27 protein-coding genes are annotated in these 23,993 nt (G+C 74.2%); 11 read left to right on the top strand and 16 right to left on the bottom strand.

Annotated features, from left to right (window positions below):
* Window positions 1-56 precede the first annotated feature (56 nt).
* The gene (locus tag ACIBPC_RS06795) at window positions 57-2,585 is read right to left on the bottom strand and encodes an FHA domain-containing protein (protein ID WP_398841723.1); all 2,529 of its coding nucleotides are present in this window, start codon (window positions 2,583-2,585) and stop codon (window positions 57-59) included.
* Between the two features lie 218 nt (window positions 2,586-2,803).
* Between ACIBPC_RS06795 and serB the strand changes: the two genes are divergently transcribed.
* Window positions 2,804-4,063: a phosphoserine phosphatase SerB gene (gene serB, locus ACIBPC_RS06790; protein WP_362966562.1), complete on the top strand. Its 1,260-nt coding sequence runs from the start codon at window positions 2,804-2,806 to the stop codon at window positions 4,061-4,063.
* Here serB and ACIBPC_RS06785 read toward each other — a convergent pair.
* The 5 genes from ACIBPC_RS06785 to ACIBPC_RS06765 all read right to left on the bottom strand — a co-directional run bounded on the left by ACIBPC_RS06785 (window position 3,993) and on the right by ACIBPC_RS06765 (window position 7,443).
* The gene (locus ACIBPC_RS06785) at window positions 3,993-5,033 is read right to left on the bottom strand and encodes a helix-turn-helix transcriptional regulator (RefSeq protein WP_398841721.1); all 1,041 of its coding nucleotides are present in this window, start codon (window positions 5,031-5,033) and stop codon (window positions 3,993-3,995) included. The genes serB and ACIBPC_RS06785 overlap by 71 nt on opposite strands.
* A gap of 29 nt (window positions 5,034-5,062) precedes the next feature.
* Complete coding sequence (locus tag ACIBPC_RS06780; RefSeq protein ID WP_362966566.1) at window positions 5,063-5,581, bottom strand: histidine phosphatase family protein; 519 nt, start codon at window positions 5,579-5,581, stop codon at window positions 5,063-5,065.
* Between the two features lie 58 nt (window positions 5,582-5,639).
* Window positions 5,640-5,831: a hypothetical protein gene (locus tag ACIBPC_RS06775; protein ID WP_362966568.1), complete on the bottom strand. Its 192-nt coding sequence runs from the start codon at window positions 5,829-5,831 to the stop codon at window positions 5,640-5,642.
* Window positions 5,832-6,035: 204 nt separating this feature from the next.
* Complete coding sequence (locus tag ACIBPC_RS06770; protein WP_362966571.1) at window positions 6,036-6,152, bottom strand: SGM_5486 family transporter-associated protein; 117 nt, start codon at window positions 6,150-6,152, stop codon at window positions 6,036-6,038.
* A gap of 16 nt (window positions 6,153-6,168) precedes the next feature.
* On the bottom strand, window positions 6,169-7,443 hold the full coding sequence (locus ACIBPC_RS06765; RefSeq protein ID WP_398841719.1) for a CynX/NimT family MFS transporter: 1,275 nt from the start codon (window positions 7,441-7,443) through the stop codon (window positions 6,169-6,171).
* Window positions 7,444-7,508: 65 nt separating this feature from the next.
* On the opposite strand from ACIBPC_RS06765, the gene ACIBPC_RS06760 reads away from it, so the two are divergent.
* Window positions 7,509-8,189, top strand: a complete 681-nt coding sequence (locus ACIBPC_RS06760; RefSeq protein WP_362966575.1) for an FCD domain-containing protein — start codon at window positions 7,509-7,511, stop codon at window positions 8,187-8,189.
* A 61-nt stretch (window positions 8,190-8,250) separates the two neighbouring features.
* Here the strand turns inward: ACIBPC_RS06760 and fabI are convergent, their stop codons facing one another.
* Window positions 8,251-9,030, bottom strand: coding sequence for an enoyl-ACP reductase FabI (gene fabI, locus ACIBPC_RS06755; RefSeq protein WP_398841717.1), 780 nt, complete (start codon window positions 9,028-9,030; stop codon window positions 8,251-8,253).
* Window positions 9,031-9,032: 2 nt separating this feature from the next.
* Window positions 9,033-9,752: a 3-oxoacyl-[acyl-carrier-protein] reductase gene (gene fabG / locus ACIBPC_RS06750; RefSeq protein WP_362966579.1), complete on the bottom strand. Its 720-nt coding sequence runs from the start codon at window positions 9,750-9,752 to the stop codon at window positions 9,033-9,035.
* Window positions 9,753-10,013: 261 nt separating this feature from the next.
* Between fabG and ACIBPC_RS06745 the strand changes: the two genes are divergently transcribed.
* The 5 genes from ACIBPC_RS06745 to ACIBPC_RS06725 all read left to right on the top strand — a co-directional run bounded on the left by ACIBPC_RS06745 (window position 10,014) and on the right by ACIBPC_RS06725 (window position 15,317).
* A complete protein-coding gene (locus tag ACIBPC_RS06745) occupies window positions 10,014-11,537 on the top strand; it encodes a TldD/PmbA family protein (protein WP_362966581.1) in 1,524 nt (507 codons plus the stop codon).
* The gene (locus ACIBPC_RS06740) at window positions 11,534-12,949 is read left to right on the top strand and encodes a metallopeptidase TldD-related protein (RefSeq protein WP_398841714.1); all 1,416 of its coding nucleotides are present in this window, start codon (window positions 11,534-11,536) and stop codon (window positions 12,947-12,949) included. The genes ACIBPC_RS06745 and ACIBPC_RS06740 overlap by 4 nt, the downstream gene beginning before the upstream one ends.
* A gap of 103 nt (window positions 12,950-13,052) precedes the next feature.
* Window positions 13,053-14,462, top strand: coding sequence for a tyrosine--tRNA ligase (tyrS, locus tag ACIBPC_RS06735; protein WP_398841795.1), 1,410 nt, complete (start codon window positions 13,053-13,055; stop codon window positions 14,460-14,462).
* A gap of 44 nt (window positions 14,463-14,506) precedes the next feature.
* Complete coding sequence (locus ACIBPC_RS06730) at window positions 14,507-14,851, top strand: DUF3099 domain-containing protein (protein WP_362966585.1); 345 nt, start codon at window positions 14,507-14,509, stop codon at window positions 14,849-14,851.
* 205 nt (window positions 14,852-15,056) lie between these two features.
* Complete coding sequence (locus ACIBPC_RS06725; RefSeq protein ID WP_362966587.1) at window positions 15,057-15,317, top strand: hypothetical protein; 261 nt, start codon at window positions 15,057-15,059, stop codon at window positions 15,315-15,317.
* Here the strand turns inward: ACIBPC_RS06725 and moaA are convergent.
* Window positions 15,300-16,289, bottom strand: a complete 990-nt coding sequence (moaA, locus tag ACIBPC_RS06720) for a GTP 3',8-cyclase MoaA (protein ID WP_398841712.1) — start codon at window positions 16,287-16,289, stop codon at window positions 15,300-15,302. The genes ACIBPC_RS06725 and moaA overlap by 18 nt on opposite strands.
* Before the next feature lie 153 nt (window positions 16,290-16,442).
* Between moaA and ACIBPC_RS06715 the strand changes: the two genes are divergently transcribed.
* From ACIBPC_RS06715 to ACIBPC_RS06700, 4 genes are all read left to right on the top strand, one after another.
* Entirely contained in the window at window positions 16,443-17,471 is a 1,029-nt protein-coding gene (locus ACIBPC_RS06715; protein ID WP_362966591.1) for a DEDDh family exonuclease, read from the top strand.
* 78 nt (window positions 17,472-17,549) lie between these two features.
* Window positions 17,550-18,386 carry an SURF1 family protein gene (locus ACIBPC_RS06710; protein WP_398841710.1) on the top strand — a complete coding sequence of 279 codons (837 nt, stop codon included), beginning with the start codon at window positions 17,550-17,552 and terminating at the stop codon, window positions 18,384-18,386.
* Between the two features lie 148 nt (window positions 18,387-18,534).
* On the top strand, window positions 18,535-19,314 hold the full coding sequence (locus ACIBPC_RS06705) for an SDR family NAD(P)-dependent oxidoreductase (RefSeq protein WP_398841708.1): 780 nt from the start codon (window positions 18,535-18,537) through the stop codon (window positions 19,312-19,314).
* A 35-nt stretch (window positions 19,315-19,349) separates the two neighbouring features.
* The gene (locus ACIBPC_RS06700) at window positions 19,350-20,192 is read left to right on the top strand and encodes a helix-turn-helix transcriptional regulator (protein WP_398841707.1); all 843 of its coding nucleotides are present in this window, start codon (window positions 19,350-19,352) and stop codon (window positions 20,190-20,192) included.
* A 15-nt stretch (window positions 20,193-20,207) separates the two neighbouring features.
* On the opposite strand, the gene amaP is transcribed toward ACIBPC_RS06700, so the two are convergent.
* From amaP to ACIBPC_RS06665, 7 genes are all read right to left on the bottom strand, one after another.
* The gene (amaP, locus tag ACIBPC_RS06695; protein ID WP_362966599.1) at window positions 20,208-20,789 is read right to left on the bottom strand and encodes an alkaline shock response membrane anchor protein AmaP; all 582 of its coding nucleotides are present in this window, start codon (window positions 20,787-20,789) and stop codon (window positions 20,208-20,210) included.
* A 61-nt stretch (window positions 20,790-20,850) separates the two neighbouring features.
* A complete protein-coding gene (locus ACIBPC_RS06690) occupies window positions 20,851-21,480 on the bottom strand; it encodes a DUF6286 domain-containing protein (protein ID WP_398841705.1) in 630 nt (209 codons plus the stop codon).
* Window positions 21,477-21,884, bottom strand: a complete 408-nt coding sequence (locus tag ACIBPC_RS06685) for a hypothetical protein (protein ID WP_362966603.1) — start codon at window positions 21,882-21,884, stop codon at window positions 21,477-21,479. Before ACIBPC_RS06685 ends, ACIBPC_RS06690 begins: the two co-directional genes overlap by 4 nt.
* Before the next feature lie 3 nt (window positions 21,885-21,887).
* Entirely contained in the window at window positions 21,888-22,085 is a 198-nt protein-coding gene (locus ACIBPC_RS06680) for a hypothetical protein (protein ID WP_052851674.1), read from the bottom strand.
* 134 nt (window positions 22,086-22,219) lie between these two features.
* Window positions 22,220-22,693 (bottom strand): Asp23/Gls24 family envelope stress response protein, encoded by a 474-nt coding sequence (locus ACIBPC_RS06675; protein ID WP_362966605.1) that lies wholly within the window; start codon window positions 22,691-22,693, stop codon window positions 22,220-22,222.
* Window positions 22,694-22,804: 111 nt separating this feature from the next.
* Entirely contained in the window at window positions 22,805-23,584 is a 780-nt protein-coding gene (locus ACIBPC_RS06670) for an enoyl-CoA hydratase/isomerase family protein (protein WP_362966608.1), read from the bottom strand.
* A 73-nt stretch (window positions 23,585-23,657) separates the two neighbouring features.
* Window positions 23,658-23,879 carry a helix-turn-helix domain-containing protein gene (locus tag ACIBPC_RS06665; RefSeq protein WP_362966709.1) on the bottom strand — a complete coding sequence of 74 codons (222 nt, stop codon included), beginning with the start codon at window positions 23,877-23,879 and terminating at the stop codon, window positions 23,658-23,660.
* Window positions 23,880-23,993 lie beyond the last annotated feature (114 nt).

Genomic DNA, 23,993 nt, shown 5'->3' with positions numbered 1-23,993 from the left:
CATCTGCGTACGGGATGCCCGCCACCGTGGTGCGGGAGTCAGTGGGGCGAGGGAGGTCAGTTGCGCATGACCTCGGGCTCGTGGCGGCGCAGGAACTTCATGACGAAGTAGCCGCAGATCGCCGCCAGGACGCCGAGCATGAGGACGTCGAGCAGCCAGATGCCCGCCTCGTGGTCCCACAGCGGGTCGGGGTCCGGGGACTCGGGGGACGCGCTGAGGTCGTTGAGGTACGCCGTGGAGCCGACGCCCGCGAGGGCCCAGCGGGACGGCATGAGCCAGGCGATCTGCTCGACGCCCAGGGTGCCGTGGACCTTGAAGAGCGCGCCGGTGAAGACGAGCTGGACGACGGAGATCATGACCAGCAGCGGCATCGTCATCTCGGAGGTGCGCACCAGCGCGGAGATGACGAGGCCGATCATCATCGACGTGCAGCCCAGGGCCATCAGGACGAGGGTCATCTCCAGGGCGGGCGAGCCGTCGAGGATCACGCCGTCGGTGGGCATGTCGCGGGGGGCGAAGCCGATGGCGGCGAGGATGGCGGCCTGGACGACCGTGACGATGCCGAGGACGAAGACCTTCGACATGAGGTAGGCGGAGCGGGAGAGGCCGACGGCCCGTTCCCGTTCGTAGATGACGCGTTCCTTGATCAGCTCGCGGACGGAGTTGGCCGCGCCGGTGAAGCACATGCCGACGACGAGGACGAGCAGGATGATGCTCGCGTCGCCGTTGCGGCCCTGCCGGTCGAGCGGGCCGGGGCCGAGGCCGTGGTCGGCGGGGATGACGGCGCTGACCAGGCCGAGGACGATGGGCAGCGCGAGGCTGAGGCCGAGGAAGCCGCGGTCGGCGAAGATGACGGCGGCGTAGCGCCGCATGAGGGTCCAGACCTGCGAGCCCCAGGTCTGCGCCTTCTGCTGCTGGCCCATCGCGGCCATCTGCGGGGGCGCCATCTGCTGCGGCGGCTGGGCCGGTCCCGCGTCGGACTCGGCGGCGTACATCTGGTAGTGCTGCGAGCCGCGCCAGCGGCCCATCCAGTCGTAGTCGCGGTAGTTCTCGAAGGCGGAGAAGACGTCGGCCCAGGTCTCGTAGCCGAAGAAGTTGAGCGCTTCCTTGGGCGGGCCGAAGTAGGAGACGCCGCCGCCGGGCGCCATGACGAGGACGCGGTCGCACAGGTCCAGCTCGGCGACCGAGTGGGTGACGACGAGGACGGTGCGGCCGTCGTCCGCCATGCCGCGCAGGAGCTGCATGACGTCCCGGTCCATGCCGGGGTCGAGTCCCGAGGTGGGCTCGTCCAGGAAGATCAGCGACGGCTTGGTGAGCAGTTCGAGGGCGACGGAGACGCGCTTGCGCTGGCCGCCGGAGAGGGAGGAGATCCGCTTGGTGGCGTGGTGGGTCAGCTTCAGCTCGGCGAGGACCTCCTCGACGCGGGCGTTGCGCTCGGCCTCGGCGACGTCGCCGGGGAAGCGGAGCTTGGCGGCCAGCCGCAGCGCCTGCCGGATGGGCAGGGCGGTGTGGAGGATGTCGTCCTGGGGGACGAGGCCGATGCGGTTGCGCAGCTCGGCGAAGTGCGTGTACAGGTTGCGGCCGTCGTAGAGGACCTCGCCGTAGGTGGCGGGGCGGTAGCCGGTGAGGGCGCGCAGCAGGGTGGACTTGCCGGAGCCCGACGGGCCGATGACGCCGACGAGGGACTTCTCGGGGACGCCGAACGACACGTCGTTGAGGATCGTGAGCTTGCCGCCGTTGACCTGCACGGTGAGGTGGCGGGCGGAGAAGGAGACCTCGCCGGTGTCGACGAACTCCTGGAGCTGGTTGCCGACCAGGCGGAACGTCGAGTGGCCGATGCCGACGGTGTCCTGCGGGCCGATGGCGCGGCGGCCGTTCTTCTCCAAGCGCTGGCCGTTGACGAACGTGCCGTTGTGGCTGCCGAGGTCGTGGATCTCGAAGCGGCCGTCCGGCTGGGCGAGGAACTCGGCGTGGAGCCGGGACACCTGGAGGTCGGAGACGACGAGTTCGTTCTCCAGGGCGCGGCCGATACGGGTGACCTTGCCTATGGCGAGCTGGTGCAGGCTGGTCGCGCCGCGGTCGGGGGCGTAGCCGCCGGGGTCCTGCGCGGGGCGCTGGGGCGGGACCGCCTGGGCCTGCGGGGTGTACTGCGGTTGCTGGTACTGCGGCTGGGCGGGTGCCTGATGCGGCGGCGGGGTGCCCGGGGCCTGGGCGGCGAGGCCGCCGGCGCCGTAGGGCGGCTGCTGCGGCTGCGGCTGGTACTGCGGGGGCTGCTGTGAGCCCGCTATGACGGCGGGAGCGGACGCGGTGAGCCGCGGTCCGTCGCTCGCGTTGCCCAGGTGCACCACGGTGCCCGGGGTGAGCGGTACGAACTGGACGCGCTGGCCGTTGACGTACGTGCCGTTGGTGCTGCCCGGGTCCTCCAGCGTCCAGGCCTGTCCGGTCCAGCGGACGATGGCGTGGCGCCATGAGACGCGGGTGTCCTGGAGGACCATGTCCGCCTGGGGGTCGCGCCCCAGCGTGTAGGACCTGGACGCGTCCAGGTTCCAGGTCCGTCCGTTCAATTCGAGTACGAGTTCCGGCACTCCATGCCCCAAATGTCGTCCCCCGAGCAACCTCCGACCGGAGGTCAAGGGATGGTTGTCGTGGGTCGGAACTATTCCAGGCACGGACCATGATCGGGAAGCCGACCCCCGGAAGTCACGAAGCTGGTGCGAAGCGTGGGCCGGGCCGTGACGTTCCCGCAGCGCGAGGGCCGCCCCGGCGGGTCGCGGGCGCGGGGAGCGGCTACCGTGGGACCACCATGTTCTCTGCGCACACGACCGCCGGGGGCAGTGCCCGCGCGGACACGCCCACCCTGCTGGTGAAGATCTTCGGCAAGGACCGGCCGGGGCTGACGGCCGGCCTCTTCGAGACCCTGGCGGCCTTCGCGGTCGACGTGATCGACATCGAGCAGGTCGTCACCCGGGGCAGGATCGTGCTGTGCGCGCTGGTCAGCGCGCCGGCCGTCGGCACGGGCACGGAGGGCGGGCTGCGGGCCACCGTCCACACGTGGGCCGAGGAGCACGGGATGCAGGCCGAGATCCTCTCCGGCACGGGCGACAACCCGTCGCGAGGTGCGGGCCGTTCCCATGTGACGGTGCTGGGCGCGCCGCTGACCGCCGACACGACGGCCGCCATAGCGGCGCGGATCGCCGGGGCGGGCGCGAACATCGACCGGATCTCGCGGCTGGCGAAGTACCCGGTGACGGCCGTGGAGTTCGCGGTGTCGGGCGTGGGGACCGAGGAGCTGCGCACGGCGCTGGCGAGGGAGGCGGCGGCCCGTTCGGTGGACGTCGCCGTCGTGGCGTCGGGGCTGGCGCGGCGTGCGCCGCGGCTGGTCGTGATGGACGTGGACTCGACGCTGATCCAGGACGAGGTGATCGAGCTGTTCGCGGCCCACGCGGGGTGCGAGGAGCAGGTCGCGGAGGTCACGGCCGCCGCCATGCGCGGGGAGCTGGACTTCGAGCAGTCGCTGCACGCGCGGGTGGCGCTGCTGGCGGGCCTCGACGCGTCGGTGGTGGACAAGGTGCGCGGACAGGTGCGGCTGACGCCGGGCGCGCGGACGCTGATCCGGACGCTGAAGCGGCTCGGCTGCCAGGTGGGCGTGGTGTCGGGCGGGTTCACGCAGGTGACGGACTCGCTGGCGGACCGGCTCGGGCTCGACTTCGCCGCCGCCAACACGCTGGAGATCGTGGACGGGCGGCTGACCGGGCGCGTGACGGGCGAGATCGTGGACCGGGCGGGGAAGGCGCGGCTGCTGCGGCGGTTCGCGGCGGAGGCGGGTGTGCCGCTGTCGCGGACGGTGGCGATCGGCGACGGGGCGAACGACCTGGACATGCTGAACGCGGCCGGGCTCGGCGTGGCGTTCAACGCGAAGCCCGTCGTGCGGGAGGCGGCGCACACGGCGGTGTCGGTGCCGTTCCTCGACACCGTGCTGTACCTGCTGGGGATCACCCGCGAGGAGGTCGAGGCGGCCGACGCGCAGGGCGGTCCGGTGGCGGCGGGGCTGCGGTCGGTCTGACGGCGGGCGCGGTGCCGCGGGCGATCCGGCGGCCCATGCGGGCGAGGAGGGCGATCAGCTCGGGCGGGCCGTGGACCTCGTAGTCGAGGTCGATCAGGGCGATGCGGCAGGCCAGCCAGTCCAGGGCGTCGCCGCCGGTGGTCAGCAGGGTGCGTCCGGCGTCGAGGGGGGTCAGCTCGCCGGTGCCGGGCGGCAGTGCGACGGTGGCCGTGGCGAGCGGGGCGTGCAGCGTGAGGGTGGCCTGGTGGCGGGCGCGGTGGCCCGCGATGGACTCGGTCACGTACCGGGCGGCGTCGGGGGCGGGCAGCGTACGGGGTGGTACGCGGACGCCGGTGCGCAGCGGCCGGGTGATGCGGTCGGCGCGGAAGGTGCGCCAGCCGTCGCGGTCGAGGTCCCAGGCGACGAGGTACCAGCGGCGGCCGTCGCCGACGAGGCGGTGCGGTTCGGTGTGGCGGGGTGCGGGGTCGCCGGTGCGGGGGGCGTAGTGGAAGCGGAGCCGTTCGGTGTCGCGGCAGGCGGTGGCCAGGGTGGTGAGGACGTCGGCGGCGACGGGTGCGGTGGGGGTGCTCAGCTCGCCGGTGGCGGGGAGGGTCGCCTGCTGGTAGGCGCGTACGGCGGGGCGCAGCCGGGCGGGGAGGACCTGTTCGAGCTTGGCCAGGGCACGCGTGGAGCTGTCGGTGATGCCGGTGACGGGCCCGGTGGCGGCGGTGCGCAGGCCGACGGCGATGGCGACGGTCTCGTCGTCGTCCAGGAGCAGCGGGGGCATGGCGGTTCCGGCGGTGAGGCGGTAGCCGCCGGTGGAGCCGCGGTCGGCGAGGACGGGGTAGCCGAGGTCGCGGAGGCGGTCGATGTCCCGGCGGACGGTGCGCTCGCTGACGCCGAGGCGCTCGGCCAGGAGCGGTCCCGGCCAGGGGCGGGCGTTCTGGAGGAGGGCGAGCAGGCGGAGCAGCCTGCCCGGCGTGTCGGTCATGCGGTCCAGGGTGGCAGGACCCGGCGCGGTCAGGCGTGCGGGGCCCAGAAGGCGACGAGGCGGGCGACGCCGTGCTCGACGGACTTCCAGCCGCCGGTGAACGTGAGGACGGCGAGGCCGCAGGTGGGGTAGCCGGAGCGGTTCATGCGGGTCAGGGTGTCGCCCTCGGCCTGGCCGGTGAGGGCGTCGGCGAGGCCGTGGACGCCGGGGTTGTGGCCGATGAGCAGGAGGTCCCGCACGGCGTCGTCCACGCCGTTCACGACGGCGATCAGCTCGCCGACGGACGCCTCGTAGAGCCGGTCCTCGTAGGTGGTCCTGGGGCGCTCGGGCAGTTCGGGGGCGACCAGCTTCCAGGTCTCGCGGGCGCGGACGGCCGTCGAGCAGAGGGCGAGGCCGGGGTGGACGCCCGCACCGGCGAGCCACCGTCCGGCGGTCGGCGCGTCCTTGCGGCCCCGCTCGGCGAGCGGCCGGTCGTGGTCGGCCACGTCTGGCCAGTCGGCCTTGGCGTGGCGGAGGAGGACGATCCTGCGGGGGCTGTCGGCGCTCATGATCCCAGCTTCCCATGGAAGTGCCTGGTGGCGAGCGGTGATCGGGGAGGACGGCGGCTCACGGTGCCAGCGCCTCGTGGAGGTGGTGCAGCAGTTCGGCGGCGGGCTGGAGCGAGGGGGCGGCCTGGGCGTCGGCGCCGGTGACGAGGAGCACCAGCAGGGCGGCGAACGCGAGTGCCGGGAGCACCAGGGCGCGGCGGCGCAGTCGTATCTCCGTGTCGGTCGGGTGGTCTGCTGCCGGGACGGACATGACGCAGGTCGCCTCCATGCGGTCGCGTCGGGTCGTACGCGGGGTGGTCCCCCGGACGCTCCCAGGAGCGTCATGACGAACCTATGGGCCGCGGGGCGCGGGGCCCATCCGGTGAGCCACCCAGTCGCCCCTGAACCTGGCCCCCTAGGGGATGGTGGGGAAGGCCCCACCATCGGGCCGGGCGGCGCGGCGGAGGCGGCGCGGTCAGGGCGAGGCGATGGTCGCGATCACGGCGATGACGACGGTGATCCCCAGCATGGCGCCGAGGACGAGCAGCAGCTTCCGCTGGCCGCCGGTGGGGTTGGGGTCGAGCGCTGGCATGGGCCCAGTGTCCCACTCAGGCGCCGTCCTCCACGCACCGGTCCCGTCCGGCGGCGAAGCCGAGCACGATCTGGACGGCCATCAGCGCGGACACGAGGAGCAGCGGGCCGTGCCAGCTGCCCGTCGCCTCGTTGAGCGTGCCGACCAGGAGCGGTCCCGGCACGGAGATCAGGTAGCCGGTGCTCTGGGCGAACGCCGACAGGCGCGCGACGCCCCCCGGCGTGCGCGAGCGCAGGCCGATCAGGGTCAGGGCGACGGGGAACGATGTGTTGGCCAGGCCGAGGAGGACGGCCCAGGCCCAGGCGCCGCCCGCCGGGGCGATCCACAGCCCGGCGTAACCGGCGAGGCCGCACAGGCCGAGGACGGCGGTGAGCGGCCCCTGGTTGCGCATGCGGGTCGCGACGCGCGGCAGGACGAAGCCGAGCGGGGCGCCGATCGCCATGACGACGGCGAGGAGCACGCCCGCGGTGGCGGCGGGGACCCCGGCGTCGCGGAAGATCTGGGGGACCCAGCCCATGCTGACGTAGGCGGCGGTGGCCTGGAGGCCGAAGAATCCGGCGAGGCTCCAAGCGGTGCGGGAGCGGGCGACGCGGTAGGCGGCGGCGGGGGGCGCGGGCCTGGGGTCCGGGGCGTGCGCGGGCGTGCGCGCGGCGCGGTGGCGGCGTTCGGCGAGGGTCCACAGCGGTATGGCGGCGACCGCCGCGAAGGCCCATATCCCGAGGCCGACGCGCCAGTTGTCGCCGGTGGCGCGGGTGACCGGGATGGTGAGGGCGGCGGCGACGGCGGTGCCGGCCGCCATCGTCATCGAGTAGAGGCCGGTGACGGTGCCGACGCGGTCGGGGAAGTACCGCTTCGTGAGGACGGGCATCAGCACGTTGTTCACGGCGATGCCGGCGAGGGCGAGGGTGCTCGCGGCGAGGAACAGGGCGGTCTCGCCCGCCAGGGAGCGCAGCACGAGGCCCGCGGCGATGGCGGCCAGCCCTGCCGTGACGACGGCGGACGGGCCGAAGCGGCGGGCCAGCCGGGGCGCGGTGACGCCGAAGGCGGCGAAGCAGAGGGAGGGGACGGCGGTGACCGCCCCGGCGACCGTGCCGTTCATCCCGAGTCCGTCGCGGGCCTCGGCCAGCACCGGGCTGAGGCTGGACACGGCGGGGCGGAGGTTGAACGCCGTCAGCATCAGGCCGGCCGCGAGCAGCCAGGAGGCACCGCGGGCCGCCGTTCCCGCAGGGCTGGGCGCGGGCCGATCGGGGGAGGGTGTCGGAAGAGTACGGTCGTTCTTCGCCTGCTGCATGAAGAACATCATAGAATCATGGGATGAATCCTCGCCGCGGGATTCGCCGTCCTTCCGGGAGAGCCATGTCACTGACCGCGCCACGCCGCTCCGCGCTCGCCGACCAGGTGATCGACCAGCTGCGCCACCAGATCACATCGGGCGAGTGGCCCGTCGGCTCGCGCATCCCGACCGAGCCGGAGCTGGTCGAGCGGCTCGGCGTGGCCAGGAACACCGTGCGCGAGGCGATCCGCGCCCTCGCCCACAACGGCCTGCTCGACATCCGGCAGGGCTCCGGCACCTATGTGACCGCCACCAGCGAGCTGGCCGGGGTGATGCTGCGGCGCTTCGAGGACGCCGAGCCGCGCGACGTCGCCGAGCTGCGCAGCGCGCTGGAGGCCCGCGCCGCCCGGCTGGCGGCCGAGCGGCGCACCGAGCGCGAGCTGCGGCAGCTGGAGACGCTGCTCGCCCGGCGCGAGGCGGCGTGGGAGGCGGGCGAGGCGGAGCGTTTCATCGAGGCCGACGCCACGTTCCACATGGCCGTCGTCAAGGCGTCGCACAACGACGTGCTGACCGCGCTGTACGCGGATCTCGGCGGCGTGGTGCGCGCGTTCCTGCGGCACGACGTAGGCGACCGGCTGCACCCGGCCGCCTACTCGGACCACTCGGGGCTGCTGACGGCCCTGCGCGCGGCCGACCCGGCGGCGGCCGAGGAGGCGGCGGGCTCGTACGCGCTGTCCTGCCGCACGGTCGCGGCCGCCGGCTGACATGCCGCCGCCCCCGGCGGCGCGGTGGCCGCCGGGGGCAGGACAGGGGACGGGGGCGGTCTCAGGCACCCATCATGTGCACGCCGCCGTCCACGTGGACGACCTCGCCCGTCGTCTTCGGGAACCAGTCGGACAGCAGCGCCACGACGCCGCGGGCCGCGGGCTCCGGGTCCGTCACGTCCCAGCCGATGGGGGAACGGGTGTCCCACACGTCGGCCAGCTCCTCGAAGCCCGGGATCGACTTGGCCGCGATCGACTTGATCGGCCCGGCCGAGACGAGGTTGACGCGGATGTTCCGCGAGCCGAGGTCGCGCGCCAGGTAGCGCGAGGTCGCCTCCAGGGCCGCCTTGGCGACGCCCATCCAGTCGTACTTCGGCCAGGCCACCTGCGCGTCGAAATCCATGCCGACGACCGAGCCGCCGCGCTGTTCGAGCAGCGGGAGCAGCGCCATCGTCAGGGACTTGAGGGAGTACGCGGAGACCTCGACGGCCGTCGCGACCGAGGGCCACTCGGTGTTGAGGAAGTTGCCGCCGAGCGCGTCCTGCGGGGCGAAGCCGATGGAGTGGACGACGCCGTCGAGGCCGATGCCCTCGCCGATCTGCTCGGCCACCTTCCCTGCCAGGCCCGCCAGGTGCTCCTGGTTCTGCACGTCCAGCTCGATGACCGGGACCGGCTTGGGCAGCCGCTTCGCGATCCGTTCGACCAGGCTCAGGCGCCCGAAGCCGGTCAGCACGACCTCGGCGCCCTCCTCCTGGGCGAGGCGCGCCGTGTGGAAGGCGATCGAGGACTCGGTGAGCACCCCGGTGACGAGGATGCGCTTGCCGGCGAGAAGTCCGCTCATGTTCAGTGACCCATGCCCAATCCGCCGTCAACGGGGATGACGGCTCCAGTGATGTACGAGGCCTCGTCGGAGAGCAGGAAGCGGACGGCGGCGGCCACTTCCTCGGTCTGCGCGTAGCGGCCGAGCGGGATCTCGGCCATGACGGTGGCCCGGCGCTCCTCGCTGACGGCCTGGGACATCTCGGTGTCCACCCAGCCGGGCGCGACGACGTTGCAGGTGATGTTGCGCGAGCCCAGCTCACGGGCGACGGAGCGGGCGAGGCCGATCAGACCGGCCTTGGAGGCGGCGTAGTTGACCTGGCCGGGCGAGCCCATCATGCCGACGACGGACGAGATGAGGACGATGCGGCCGCGCCGCGCCCGCAGCATGCCCTTGGACGCGGCCTTCACGACGCGGAACGTGCCGGTCAGGTTGGTCTGGAGGACGGAGTCGAAGTCCTCGTCCGACATGCGCAGCATCAACTGGTCGCGCGTGATGCCCGCGTTGGCGACCAGGCTCTCGACCTTGCCGTGCACGGCCTCGATCTCTTTGTATGCCTGCTCCACCTGTTCCGTGTCGGTGATGTCGCACCGCACGGGCAGGCAGCCCCGTTCGACGAGCTCCTCCGGGGGCTCGCCCGACCGGTAGGTGAAGGCGACCTTGTCGCCCGAGTCGGCCAGTACGCGGGCGATGGCCAGGCCGATGCCGCGATTGCCTCCGGTGACCAGAACCGAGCGGCTCAAGGTGGCACCTTCTTTCTGCGTCGTATGCTCCGGACAACGCTAGCCTCCCCCACCTGCCCGACGGGGGGCGGGGCGTGACAGGCGCTCGGTCGCCGAGCTGTCGGGTTCCTACACGTCGGCGTGTGCTACGGGCGGTGACAGCGGCGCGGCTCCGACCGGGACCACCCTGGGCATCGACCGTGCCGGAAGGCATGATCGGGTGGGGCCCCGCCGGGACAGCGCCGTGCCCCGGACAGCGGTGGCACACGGACAGGAGAGATTGTGCCCAGAACGATCGACGAGTCCTTCCTCGCCCTCCCCCTGCGGCAGCTGGCCGACGCCGCGCTCGCGCGGGCCCGCGCGCTGGGCGCCGAGCACGCCGACTTCCGCCTCGAACGGGTCCGCAGCGCCAACTGGCTGCTGCGCGACGCCCGTCCGGCCGGGGCGGCGGACAGGACCGAGACGGGCTTCGCGGTACGGGTCGTGCACGGCGGCGCCTGGGGCTTCGCGGCCGGTGTCGACATGACGATGGACGCCGCCGCCCGGGTCGCGTCCCAGGCGGTCGAGATGGCGAAGCTCTCCGCCCGGATCATCGCGGCGGCCGGTTCCGACGAGCGCGTGGAGCTGGCCCCCGAGCCGTCGCACGGCGAGCGGACGTGGATCTCGCCGTACGAGGTGAACCCGTTCGACGTGCCCGAGGAGGAGCGGATCGGGCGGCTCGCCGACTGGAGCGCGCGGCTGCTCGCGGGCGAGGGCGTGAGCCACGTGGACGCGCGCCTGTGGGCCGTGCAGGAGAACAAGTTCTACGCCGACACCGCCGGCACCGTCACGACACAGCAGCGCGTCCGCGTCCTGCCCGAGCTGACGGCGACGTCCATCGCGCCCGACGGCGGCCGGTTCGACACGATGCGCACCCTCGCCCCGCCCGCCGCGCGCGGCTGGGAGTACCTGACCGGCACCGGCTGGGACTGGGACGGCGAACTGGACCGCATCCCGGGCCTGCTGGCCGGGAAGATGGCGGCGCCCTCGGTGGAGGCGGGCCCCTACGACCTGGTGATCGCGCCGTCGAACCTCTGGCTCACCATCCACGAGTCGATCGGCCACGCCACCGAGCTGGACCGCGCGCTCGGCTACGAGGCGGCGTACGCGGGCACGTCGTTCGCGACCTTCGACCGGCTCGGCAGCCTGAAGTACGGCTCCGAGGTGATGAACGTGACCGGCGACCGCACCGCCGAGCACGGCCTCGCGACGACCGGGTACGACGACGACGGCGTGGAGACGCAGGTCTGGGACCTGGTGCGCGACGGCGTGCTCGTCGGCTACCAGACGGACCGCCGCACCGCCGCGCTGACGGGCTACGAGCGGTCCAACGGCTGCGCGTTCGCCGACTCGCCCGCGCACGTGCCGCTCCAGCGCATGGCCAACGTGTCGCTGCGGCCGGACCCGGAGGGCCCCGACACGGACGGGCTGATCTCGCGGGTGGAGCGCGGCATCTTCATCGAGGGCAACGGGTCGTGGTCCATCGACATGCAGCGCTACAACTTCCAGTTCACCGGGCAGCGGTTCTTCCGCATCGAGAACGGCGAGCTGGCCGGGCAGCTGCGGGACGTCGCGTACCAGGCGACGACCACCGACTTCTGGGGCGCGATGGAGGCGGTCGGCGGCCCGCAGACGTACGTGCTCGGCGGCTCGTTCATGTGCGGCAAGGCCCAGCCGGGCCAGACCGCCGCCGTCTCGCACGGCTGCCCCTCGGCGCTCTTCCGTCAGATCAACGTCCTCAACACCACGCAGGAGGCGGGCCGATGAGCCGTACGCGCGCACCCCACGAGACCGTCGAGCGCGCCCTGGAGCTGTCCCGGGCGGACAGCACGGTCGTCATCGCCGACGAGACGTCCACCGCCAACCTCCGCTGGGCGGGCAACGCGCTGACGACCAACGGCGCCACGCGGGGCAGGTCCCTGACCGTCGTCGCCACCGTGGACGGCGCCACCGGGACGGCCGCGGGCGTCGTGTCGCGCTCGGCCGTCACCGACGACGACCTGGAACCGCTGGTGCGCGCCGCCGAGGAGGCCGCCCGCCGCTCCCCCGCCGCCGAGGACGCGCGGCCGCTGCCCACCGGGACGGCGGCGTCGGCGGCCGGCGGACAGCGCTTCGCGGAGCCGCCCGCGCGGACGTCGCCCGCCGTGTTCGGCGCCTTCGCGCCCGCGCTCGGCGAGACGTTCGCCCGCGCCGCCGCGGCGGGCCGCGAGCTGTTCGGCTACGCCGAGCACGCCGTCGTCTCCACCTATCTGGGGACCTCGAGCGGCCTGCGGCTGCGGCACGACCAGCCGGCCGGCAGCGTGGACCTGAACGCCAAGTCGCACGCCCGTACGCGTTCCGCCTTCGTCACCGTCCCCACCGACGACTTCACGGACGTCGATCCGCGCGCGCTGGACGAGGCGCTCGCCGGCCGCCTGGCGTGGGCCGAGCGCCGCGTGGACCTCCCGGCCGGGCGGTACGAGACGCTGCTGCCGCCCTCCTCGGTGGCCGACCTGCTGATCTACCAGCACTGGATGGCCGACGGGCGGAAGGCGCACGACGGCCGCACCGTCTTCAGCGCTCCGGGCGGCGGGACGCGCGTCGGCGAGCGGCTGACCGGGCTGCCCGTCACCCTGTGGAGCGACCCGGCGGCGCCGGGGCTGGCATCGAGCCCGTTCGTGGTGGCGCGCTCGTCGGCCGACGCGTTCGGGCCCGCGGCGTCCGTCTTCGACAACGGGCTGCCGCTCGGCCGCACGGAGTGGATCGCCGACGGGGAGCTGCGGCGGCTGGTCACCACCCGGCACACGGCGGAGGTGACGAACCTGCCGGTCGCGCCGGTGCCGGGCAACCTGCTGCTCGACGCGGGCGGCACCGGGACGCTCGACGACCTGGTCGCCGGTACGGAGCGCGGGCTGCTCCTCACGTCGCTGTGGTACATCCGCGAGGTCGATCCGAAGAACCTGCTGCTCACCGGCCTGACCAGGGACGGCGTGTACCTGGTCGAGAACGGCGAGGTGACGGGTGCGGTGAACAACTTCCGCTTCAACGAGTCGCCCCTGGACGTGCTCGGGCGCGCGACCGGGGCGAGCGCGCGCGTGCGGACGCTGTCGCGGGAGTGGGGCGAGAGCTTCCCGCGCGTCGAGATGCCCGCGCTGCGCGTGCCCGCGTTCCACATGAGTTCGGTGAGCCCCGGCGTGTGACGGCGGCGGGGGGCGGCGTCCGTCCGGGCCCGGCGGCGGCACGCGCCGGGCCCGTAGGATGGTCGCCGCCCCTTCCCCGCCTCCGACCTCCGGGATGATCCACGTGACACGCCTCGGCGCATCCGTGCAGCGCGCGTCCGCGCTGCTCGCGCAGGACCTCTCCTCAGAAACCACCGTGCGGCAGCTACTGGCGGAGACCGGGGCGCGGCGTTCGCTCGACCTGGCGGACCTCCCGGCGGGCGAGCAGGCCGAGCTGATCACGGCCCGCACGGTGAACGTCCTGCCGTCCGCCGAGGCCCTCGCCGAGCGCATCGCCGCCGCGCAGGCGGCGGGCCGGGGCCTGTGCGTGAAGCTCGGCATCGACCCGACGGCGGCCGACGTCCACCTCGGGCACACCGTGCCGATGATCGTGCTCAGCCGCTTCCAGCGGATGGGGCACGACGTGACGCTGATCATCGGCGACATCACGGCGAAGATCGGCGACCCGAGCGGCCGGTCCAGCGAGCGCCCGCCGCTCACCGACGAGGACATCGCCCGCAACCTGGCCGGCTACCGGGACCAGGTGCGGCCGTTCTTCGACTTCGGGCGGGTGCGCTACCGGCACAACAGCGAGTGGCTCGCCGGGATCACGCTGCCCCGGCTGATCGGCATCCTGTCCCAGGTGTCGGCGTCCGCGCTGCTCCAGCGCGAGGACTTCAGGAAGCGGCTCGACGCGGGGCACGGGCTGTCGATGTCCGAGCTGATCTACCCGGTGGCGATGGCGATCGACTCCGCCGAGATCGAGGCGGACGTGGAGCTGGGCGGCGTGGACCAGCTGCTCAACCTCCAGATGGGCCGCCGCGTGATGGAGATCTACGGGCAGACGCCGCAGCTCGTCGTCACGATGCCGCTGATCGAGGGGACCGACGGGTCCGGTGCCAAGATGTCCAAGTCGAAGGGCAACTACATCGCGCTCTCGGCCTCGCCCGAGGACCTCTTCGGCAAGGTCATGTCGATCCCGGACCGGCTGATGGACCCGTACCTGCGGACGCTGACCGAGTGGACGGACGCCGAGGTGGCGATCGTCACGGGGCGGCTCGCGGACGGCACGCTGCACCCGATGGACCTGAAGCGCGTGCTGGCCGGGGAGATCGTCACGGCGCTGCACGGCGTGGACGCGGCGATGGCGGCGCGTGACGCGTTCGCCGCGCAGTTCTCGCGGCGGAGCTTCACCGAGGTGACGGCGCTGCCCGAGGTGTCGCTCGCGGAGCACGGCGCGGAGACGGTGACGACGGTGCTGACCAAGGTGCTCGACTTCACGCCGAGCGCCTCCGCCGCGCGGCGGCTGGCCAAACAGAACGGCCTGCGGCTCGTGCTGGAGACCGCGGACGGCCAGCAGGCGGCGGCGCTGGCGGAGGAGGACGCGCTGCGCCCGCTCGCCGAGGTCGTCGCCGAGCGCACGGGCGGGCCCGGCGGGGCCCCGGACGGGGTGTACCTCAAGGCGGGGCGCAAGCTGGCCCGGGTCCGCGACTGAACGCCGGACCGCAGGCGTACCGTGGAGGCGGGTGGTGAGGCATCGTGCGCACAGGGCAGCGAGCGGGACACAAGGAAGCGGGTCCCGAGGTCTTCCGGATCACCGGGGCCAGGCAGGGTCTGACGGAGGACGTCCGCGGGCGGCAGCGGAGGTACGTGATCTCCATGCTGGTCAGGACGGCCGCGGTGATCGCGACCGTGGTGCTGTGGGACGTCAGCAGGCCCGTCGCCGTGGTGACGCTCGTGCTGGGCGCGCTGCTGCCGTACGTGGCGGTGGTCGTCGCGAACGCGGGGCGGGAGAACGTGCCGTCGCTTCCGTCCACCTTCGTGACCGGCGCCTCACGCAGCGCACTGCCCCCGGAGGACACCGGCCTGCACAACCGGAACTGACCCGTCCGGCGGCCGAAGTACGGATGCCGTCGGACCAATTGGGCCGTTCGGCTGCGCCCGGGAGGGCATTGCATGTCATACTTCTAGGGCGCTCCGTATCCCCCGTCGGAGCGACGGACCGACGCCGGGCGGCTCCCCCCGTGGCTGCCCGGCGTCGCCCTTTTCCCCCGTCGCCCGCCGCGCTTGTGCGCCCGGTGCGGACACGATGGGTGGGAGAAGAGAGGAATCCGTGGTGAACGCGCCCGCCGACGACAGCGTGGTCTGCTCCGCGAAGGGCTGCCGGGACGCCGCCGCGTGGGTGCTGGCGTGGAACAACCCGAAGCTCCACACGCCCGAGCGCCGCAAGACATGGGTCGCCTGCGAGGAGCACCGTGAGTATCTGTCGCGCTTCCTCGGGCTGCGGGGCTTCCTGAAGGACGTCGTCCCGCTCGCCGACTGGCCCCCCGCGTCAGCCGCCGATCGCTGACATCGGGCGGTCCGGCTGGACGAACGCCGGGTCGTCGAGCCCCGAGCCCGCCTTCTTGCCCCACATCGCGGCCCGCCACAGGCGGGCGACCTCCGCGTCGCCGGCGCCGGAGCGCAGGGCGCCGCGCAGGTCGGTCTCCTCGCGCGCGAACAGGCAGTTGCGGACCTGGCCGTCGGCCGTGAGGCGGGTGCGGTCGCAGGCGCGGCAGAACGGGCGGGTGACGGACGCGATGACGCCGACGCGGTGGGGACCGCCGTCCACGAGCCAGCGCTCGGCGGGCGCGGAGCCGCGCCGCCCCGTGTCCTCCGGGGTGAGGGTGAACCGGGTGCGCAGCGACGTGAGGATGTCGTCGGCGGTGACCATGCCGGCGCGCTGCCAGCCGTGCTGGGCGTCCAGCGGCATCTGCTCGATGAACCGCAGTTCGTAGCCGTGCTCCACGGCCCAGGCGAGCAGGTCGGGGGCCTCGGCGTCGTTGACCCCCGGCATGAGCACGGAGTTGACCTTCACGGGGGCGAGGCCCGCGGCGCGCGCGGCGGCGAGGCCGCGCAGGACGTCGCCGTGCCGGTGGCGGCGCGTCAGGCGGTGGAACGTGTCGGGGTCCAGGGTGTCGAGCGAGACGTTCACCCGGTCGAGTCCCGCCGACGCGAGGGCGGCGGCGGTCCGTTCGAGCCCGATGCCGTTGGTGGTGAGGGAGAGGCGGGGCCGGGGCGTGAGCGCGGCGCAGCGGGCGACGATACCGGCGAGGCCGGGCCGCAGCAGGGGCTCGCCGCCGGTGAACCTGACCTCGGTGATGCCCAGTTCGGTGACGGCGAGGCGGACGAGGCGGACGATCTCGTCGTCGGTGAGCAACTCGGGTCTGGCCAGCCAGGACAGGCCTTCCTCCGGCATGCAGTAGGTGCACCGCAGGTTGCACCGGTCGGTCAGCGAGACGCGCAGGTCCGTGGCGGTACGGCCGTGTGTGTCGAGCAGCATGGTGAACCTCCGCCGCGTGGGGACCGGATGCTTCGCAGCGTACGGCACACCGCCGACAGCGCCGCGGGTCCGCCGTACGGGACCGTCCGGCGCCGCCGTGTCAACTCGTGCCGCGCGGGGCGCTGTCGGTGGCGGCCCGTATCCTCGGGAACCATGCTCGAAGACCAGCAGGCACCCGCGCTAGACGTCCCCGTCCAGCGGAACGCCGACGGACCGTGGCCCGTCGGCTATCCGACCGGGTACGCCGTGGTGGACGTCGAGACGACCGGCCTGGCCACGCACGACCGGATCGTGTCCGCGGCCGTCTACCGGCTCACGGCGCGGGGCGAGGTCGAGGACCACTGGTACTCGACGGTCAACCCGCAGCGCGACCCGGGGCCCGTGCACATCCACGGTCTGACGGCGCGGATGCTGGCGGACGCGCCGCTGTTCGCCGATGTGGCCGGGGAGTTGGCGGAGCGGCTGGCGGACCGCGTCCTGGTCGCGCACAACGCGAAGTTCGACTGGTCGATGCTGGCGCACGAGTACGCGCGGGCGGGGCGGATCGCGCCCGTCAAGCAGCGCCTGTGCACCATCCACCTGTCGAAGGCGCTGGGGCTGCCGCTCGCCAACCACCGGCTGGAGACGCTCGTCACGCACTTCGGCGTCGTCCAGCGGCAGGCGCACCACGCGCTGGACGACGCGCGCGTCCTCGCCGAGGCGTTCCGCCCGAGCCTGCACCAGGCGGCGGGCCTCGGGCTGCCGCTGCCGCTGCTGGCGTGCCTGCCGGTGACCCGCTGGTCCGACCCGCCGGCCGCCGAGCGCGGCACGCGGTGGGGCGCCTGGGGCGGCGGCGGGCAGCGCGGCTGGCGGCAGACGAAGCGGCGCCCGCCGTGCCCCTGGGCCAACCCGGGCCGGTACACGCCGGGCGGGCGGCTGGCGCAGGGCATGCGGGTGGCGTTCTCCGGTGACACGTCGGTGGACAGGGAGCTGCTGGAGGACCAGGCGTTCGACGCGGGGCTGCACATCGCGGGCAGCGTGTCGCGGCTGACGAGCCTGCTGGTGTCGAACGATCCGCTGGCGCCGACCGGGAAGGCGTCGCGGGCGCGCGAGCTGGGCACGCCCATCCTCGACGAGGCGACGTTCACCCGGCTGCTCGGCGACGTGGCGCCCGGCGTCCGCGCGGAGGACCCGGACGCCTGAGCGGGCGGCCGCGGGCGCCGCTCCGGAGGGGGACCCTGCCGGGGGCGGAGCGTCCCCCCTCGGGTACGGTCGGGTGGTGTGTACCGCTTTCTGCTGTCCCGGCAGTGGGTGATCCTCACCCTCATCTCGCTGGCCCTGATCCCGTTCCTGATCTGGCTCGGGTTCTGGCAGCTGCACCGGCATGAGCAGCGGGTGGAGCGCAACGAGCTGATCGGCTCCAGCCTGGCCGCGCCCGAGGTGCCGATGGCCCAGCTGACCTCGGTGGGCGGCGAGCCCGACCCGGACGACAGGTACCGGCCCGTCACGGCGACCGGCGTGTACGACGCGGAGCACGAGGTCGTGGTCCGCAACCGCGCCTCGAACGACGACACGGTCGGCTACTGGGTGCTGACCCCGCTGGTCCAGGACGACGGCACCGCCGCGCTGGTGAACCGGGGCTGGATCGACGCGGGCGAGGACCTGACGGCGGTCCCCGACGTCCCCGCGGCGCCCCCGGGCGAGGTGACCGTCACCGGCCGCCTGATGACGGACGAGACGCAGGGGAACAGCGGCATCCGCGACCGGGAGGGCCTCCCGGACGGCATGGTGATGATGATCAACAGCCAGGAGCGGTCCGAGGCGATGGGCGGCGTCCCGACGCTCGGCGGCTACCTCGTGCTGACCGGCACGTCCCCCGCGCCCGCCGACGCCGACGCCCAGCCCGAACTCCTCGACGCGCCCGACCACTCCAGCATCGGGGCGCACTTCGCGTACGCCATCCAGTGGTGGCTGTTCACCGGCGGCGTGCCGGTGGGCTGGATCATCCTCTTCCGCCGCGAGGTCAAGGACATCAGGGCGGCCGAGGCGAAGGAACGGCGCGCCGCCGCCGCCCCGCGCGCCCCGGAACCGGCGGCCTCCTCGTCCGTGGGCGGCTGACCCTCCCAGAGGGGGACCGCCGGTCCCCGGACAGGTACGCCCTTCATCCGCCGCCCGCGCGGCGCGAGGGTGGAACGCGTGGCGGAGGGCATCCGAGCCGCGCCGAGGACGCGCGGCGGCCCTCCCCGGGACCGGGAGACACCCCCTCATGACCACGCACAGCACCCCGTCCACCGGCAGGATCGCGCTCGTCACCGGCGCCAACCGGGGCATCGGCCGCGCCACCGCGCTGCGGCTCGCGGAGCACGGCACCGACGTGGTGATCACCTACCGCTCGCACGCCGGCGAGGCCGCCGAGACCGTCGGGGCCGCCACCGCGCTGGGCCGCACCGCACGCGCCCTCCAGCTCGACGCCGGCCGCGTCGCGGGCTTCGGCGCCTTCGCCGACGCGCTGCGCGGTGTCCTCAAGGAGGGCTGGGACCGCGACACGTTCGACTTCCTGGTGAACAACGCGGGCACCGCCCTGTACGCCCCCTTCGCCGAGACGTCCGCCGAGGACTTCGACCGGCTGCTCGACGTCCACTTCCGCGGCGTCTTCTTCCTCACCCAGACGCTGCTGCCGCTCCTCGCGGACGGCGGGCGGGTGATCAACGTGTCCACCGGCCTGACGCGCTTCGGCAGCCCCGGCTCGTCCGCGTACGCCGCGATGAAGGGCGCCGTGGAGGTCCTGACGCGCTACCTGGCGCTGGAGCTCGGCCCGCGCGGCATCCGCGCCAACACGGTGGCGCCCGGACCCGTCGCGACCGACTTCGGCGGCGGGCGGCTGCGCGGCGACGAGGCGATGCGGTCCGCGCTCGCCGCGCACACGGCGCTCGGACGCGTCGGCGAGTCCGGCGACATCGCGGGCGTCGTCGCCACGCTGCTGGCCGAGGACACCGGCTGGCTGACCGGCCAGCGCGTCGAGGCGTCGGGCGGCATCCTGCTGTAGGGCGGCACCGGACCGGGACGGAGGAGAATGGCGGCATGGACCGTGCACAACTGGCGGACTTCCTGCGCACCCGCAGGGAGGCGCTCCAGCCGGAGGACGTCGGGCTGCCGCGCGGGCCGCGCCGCAGGACGCGCGGGCTGCGCCGCGAGGAGGTCGCCGCGCTGTGCGGCATGTCCACGGACTACTACGGCAGGCTGGAGCAGCGGCGCGGCCCGCAGCCGTCCGAGCCGATGCTCGGCGCGATCGCCCAGGGCCTGCGCCTGTCGCTGGACGAGCGCGACCACCTCTTCCGTCTGGCCGGGCACAACACCCCGGGCAGGCGGCTGCGCGGCGGCCACATCCCGCCCGGGATGATGCGGATCTTCGACCGGCTCCAGGACACGCCCGTCCACATCGTGGGGGCGCTGTCCGAGACGCTGGCGCAGACGCGTCCCGCCGTCGCGCTGTTCGGGGACGAGACGCGCTTCACCGGGCCGGAGCGCAGCATGGTCCACCGCTGGTTCACCGACCCGCGCACGCGCCGCGTGTACCCGGAGGAGGACCACCCGATGCACGGCCGCGTGTTCGCCGCCAGCCTGCGCACGGCGGTCTCGCGGTACGGCGCGGACTCGGAGGCGCACCGGATGGCCGAGGACTTGCAGGGGCGCAGCGAGGAGTTCGCCCGGCTGTGGAGCGCGCACGAGATCGGCGTGAACCGCCCGGACGACCGCAAGCGCGTCCTGCACCCCGACCTCGGCACGCTCGACCTCCAGTGCCAGGTCCTCTTCGGGCCGGACCAGACGCACGCGTTGCTCGTCTACACGGCGACGCCGGGCAGCGAGAGCCACGAGAAGCTCCAGCTGCTGTCCGCCGTGGGCGACCGCCCGCCGTACGCGTGACCGTGCGCGGGACGGTCAGGAGACGCGTTCGGGCGCGTGGTGCGCGGACCGCACGCGGATCTCGGCCGGGAGCACCGCGAGACCGGCGGAACGGCGCGCGTTCTCGATGGCCACCGACCGCAGGGCGCCGACCGCCTCCTCCGGGCGCGCCTGCGGCGCGAGGATCAGCCCGACCTTGAGCCGCGGCTGCGTACGGCGCCCCACCAGCGTGACCCGCGCGCGGTCGATGCCCGGCAGGGCCTCGGCCTCGGCGGTGACGACCTCCTCCAGGGCCCGTCCCCTGACCAGCGCCGGGATGCCCTCGCCGGTGTCCACCAGGACGCCGGCGAGGCGCGGGCGGCGGGACTGGGCGAGCAGCCACCACAGGGCGAGGACCAGCAGCAGGGACAGCGCGCCGATCACGACGGGCCAGAACCAGCCCTGCTCGCGCAGGTGGACGCGTTCGGCGTGGCTGAGGACGGCGTCGCCGGTGCGGTGCCAGGGCCACGCCCAGGTGTCGGGGACCAGTCCCGCGACCGTCGCCAGCCCGGCGGCGCCCGCCGCGATCAGCAGCAGCCCGGCAAGCAGGAGCAGGACCCGGTTCGTCACACGCAGCATCTGTGGTGTCCCTGTCGCTTGTGGGTCGCTTGTGGGTCGCTTGTGGGTCGCTTCTGCGGTGCTACCGCTTCGCGGGCCGGTGGGCGTGGACGGTGACGGACGGCCGCCGCGACAGGCCGAGGGCCCCGACCGCGTCGTCCAGCACGGCGTCCAGGTCGGCGCGTACGACGTCCAGGTCACGGAAGTGCGACTCGGCGAGGACCCGTACGCGGTGGCGGCCCACGGTGACGCGCACCGTGCGGACGCCCGACACCGCCAGGGCCCGGTCGCGCAGCACGACGCCCACCGCGCCGCGCTCGATGCCAGACCGCAGCTGCTCCGCCTCGCGGCGGCGCATCGGCAGGATGCCGCGCAGCCCCGGCGTCACGGCGAGGACCACCAGGCAGACGCCCGCGAGGACGGCGGCCACGCAGCCGGTGACCACCCAGGCGTCGCCCACGGCCGTGGAGTCCAGGCTGTCCGCCAGGCGGCGGCGCCACTCGGTCGCGGGGCGGTCGGCCCGTACGGCGACGATGTCGTACAGCAGCGGCCCGCCGGTGATCAGCACGGCGGCGGCGACCAGGACGGCGGGGACGCGGCGTTCCGACCAGAAGCGCCGCGCGGGGCGGGCGGGCGGGTCCGCCTCCGCCGCCTCGACGGGGGCGGGAGCGGGACCGGCGGGCTCCGGCGGACGGGTCGGCGCGGCGCTCACAGGACGCGCCTCCTGCCGGGGCCGCCGGGGGCCGCGCTGTGCCGGGAGTGCAGACGCGTCACGGTGACGGCGACATCGGCGGTGGCCATGCCCGCCAGCTCCCCGAGCCGGGCGGCGATGTGCTGCCGGACGGCGCGGCAGCGCGCGCCGATGTCGCAGGGGTAGCCCAGTTCCAGCTCGACGCGGACGACGGCGCTCGCACCCGTGTCGCCCGCGGCGCCCGGCGGGCGGCGCACGACGGCGGTGGCGAGGGGATGCCCGTCGTGGCGCGGGGGCGGCGGGGGGCCCGAGCGGTCGGCGGTGAGCGCCTCCCAGGCCGCCTGCGCGGCGAGCTTGGCGACCACGCGCTCCGAGACGCGCGTGGTGCCGCGTTCCCCGGCCGGCACGCGGGTCACGGTCTCCACGGGTCAGCTCCGCCGGTCGTCACGGCGCTCCCGCGGGCGGAAGAAGTCGCCCGGGTCCAGGTCGCCGTCGGCGAACCTGCCGACGACGAAGCCGATGGCGCCGAGCGCCGCCACCAGCAGGAAGGCGGCGAACCCGCCGAAGTACCCGGCGAAGCCGAGTGCCATGCCGGCGATCATGCCGACGACGGCCATGCTGTTCATCGTTGCGCTCCTCCGGCGGCGCCCGGCGGGCCGCTGCTCTGGTGCTGTGGCCGGACATGTGGACCGTGCGCGCCGCCCGGCACGGCAAACATATCCGGTCGCAGTACTGGCTGTTGTGCCCCGGGCGCGCCGGCTTATTGCAGTGCGGGGCGCTCTTCCTCGGCGAGGTCGTCGTCCGGGACCCAGACGTCGCCGATGGTGACGTTGACCTCGACCACTTCGAGGCCGGTCATGCGCTCCACGGCGGCGACGACGTTCTCCCGCACGGTGCGCGACACCTCGGCGAGGGAGACGCCGTACTCCACCACGAGGTCGAGGTCGAGGGCCGTCTGCACCTCGCCGACCTCGGCCCTGACGCCCCGGGCGGCGGACCTGCCGCCGCCCGGCACCCGGTCGCGCACCGCGTCGACGGCGCGGCCGAGGCCGCCGCCCATGGCGTGCACCCCGAGGACGTCGCGGGCCGCCAGTCCCGCGATCTTGGCGACGACGCCCTCGGCGATGGTGGTGCGCCCGCGCTCGGCGGGCTCGCAGGAGCCGGGCCGCGGCGGCTCGTCGGGCGACACGGGGTCGTCGGGGAGGCCGGTGGTGCCGGTGACCGGATCGGTCATGGTCCGTTCACTCCTTCCGGGGGCGCGCTGCCCACCCCCCACACGCCACCCTAGGTCGGCCGCCCCGGACGCGGGCGGCGCGCGCGGGCCGAACGAGTGGCGCGGCCGGTGCTACTCCCCCAAGCCCGCCAGGTCGCGGAAGCGGCGGGCCTGCGCGGCGCGCTCGGCGGCGCACTGGGCGTCGAAGTCGCGTCCGGCGGCGTCGCGCAGCAGCGCCTTGGTCTCGACGAGGGCGTCCCGGGGCGCGGCGAGGAGCGCGGCGACGAGGTCGTCCGTGGCCGCGGCCAGCTCCGCGGCGGGGACGACGAGACCGGCGAGCCCGATGCGTTCGGCCTCCGCGGCGTGCACGGTGCGGCCGGTGGCGCAGATCTCCAGCGCCCGCGCGTAGCCGACGAGGGAGACCAGCGGCTTCGTCCCCGTGAGGTCGGGGACGAGGCCGAGGGAGGTCTCGCGCATGGCGAACGCCGCGTCGTCGGCGCAGACGCGCAGGTCGCAGGCGAGCGCGAGCTGGAATCCGGCGCCGATGGCGTGGCCCTGCACGGCCGCGACCGTGAGGACGTCGGGGCGGCGCAGCCAGGTGAAGCCGGCCTGGAAGCCGCGGAGGGCGGCGTCGAGGGCGGCGTCGTCGAGGCGGGCCAGTGCGGTGAACGACGGCTCGCCCTCGATGCCGTCGGCGGTGAAGGCCTGCCGGTCCAGGCCCGCCGAGAAGGACGGGCCCTCGCCGCGCAGCACGACGACGCGGACGTCGCCGGGGAGCACGCGCCCGGCCTCGGCCAGGGCGCGCCACATGGCGGGGGTCTGCGCGTTGCGCCGGTCGGCGCGGGTGAGCGTGACCGTCGCCACGGCGTCGTGGACGGTGACACGCACACCGTCGCGGTCGAGCGGGCTCATGGGCGGCCTCCGGTTACCAGTCGGTAGTACTGCGGGGTACTCCGCAGGGTAAACGGCCGGGCCGCCGGTGCTGTCAGGGGGTCGGGGTCTTCTTGCCGCGAGTGGCGCCGCCCCTGCCGCGCAGGGTGACGTCCGACTCGCTGAGCATGCGGTGGACGAACCCGTAGCTCCGGCCGGTCTCCTCGGCCAGTGCCCGGATGCTCGCCCCGGACTCGTACTTGCGCTTGAGGTCTGCCGCGAGCTTCTCGCGCGCGGGGCCGGTCACCCGGCTGCCCTTCTTCAGAGTCTCGGCCACCCGTGCCTCCTCGTGGAAGTGCGCTGACGTGACTCTCATGATCACCCCTATCCGGCATCCTGGCCACCCATTCGTCGGCGCCCGTACGACAAACGGACCAGGGTCCGGGGGGTG

Source organism: Streptomyces sp. NPDC049879 (assembly GCF_044461265.1).
Classification (GTDB): domain Bacteria; phylum Actinomycetota; class Actinomycetes; order Streptomycetales; family Streptomycetaceae; genus Streptomyces.
This window is presented reverse-complemented; position numbering and strand designations above follow the sequence as displayed.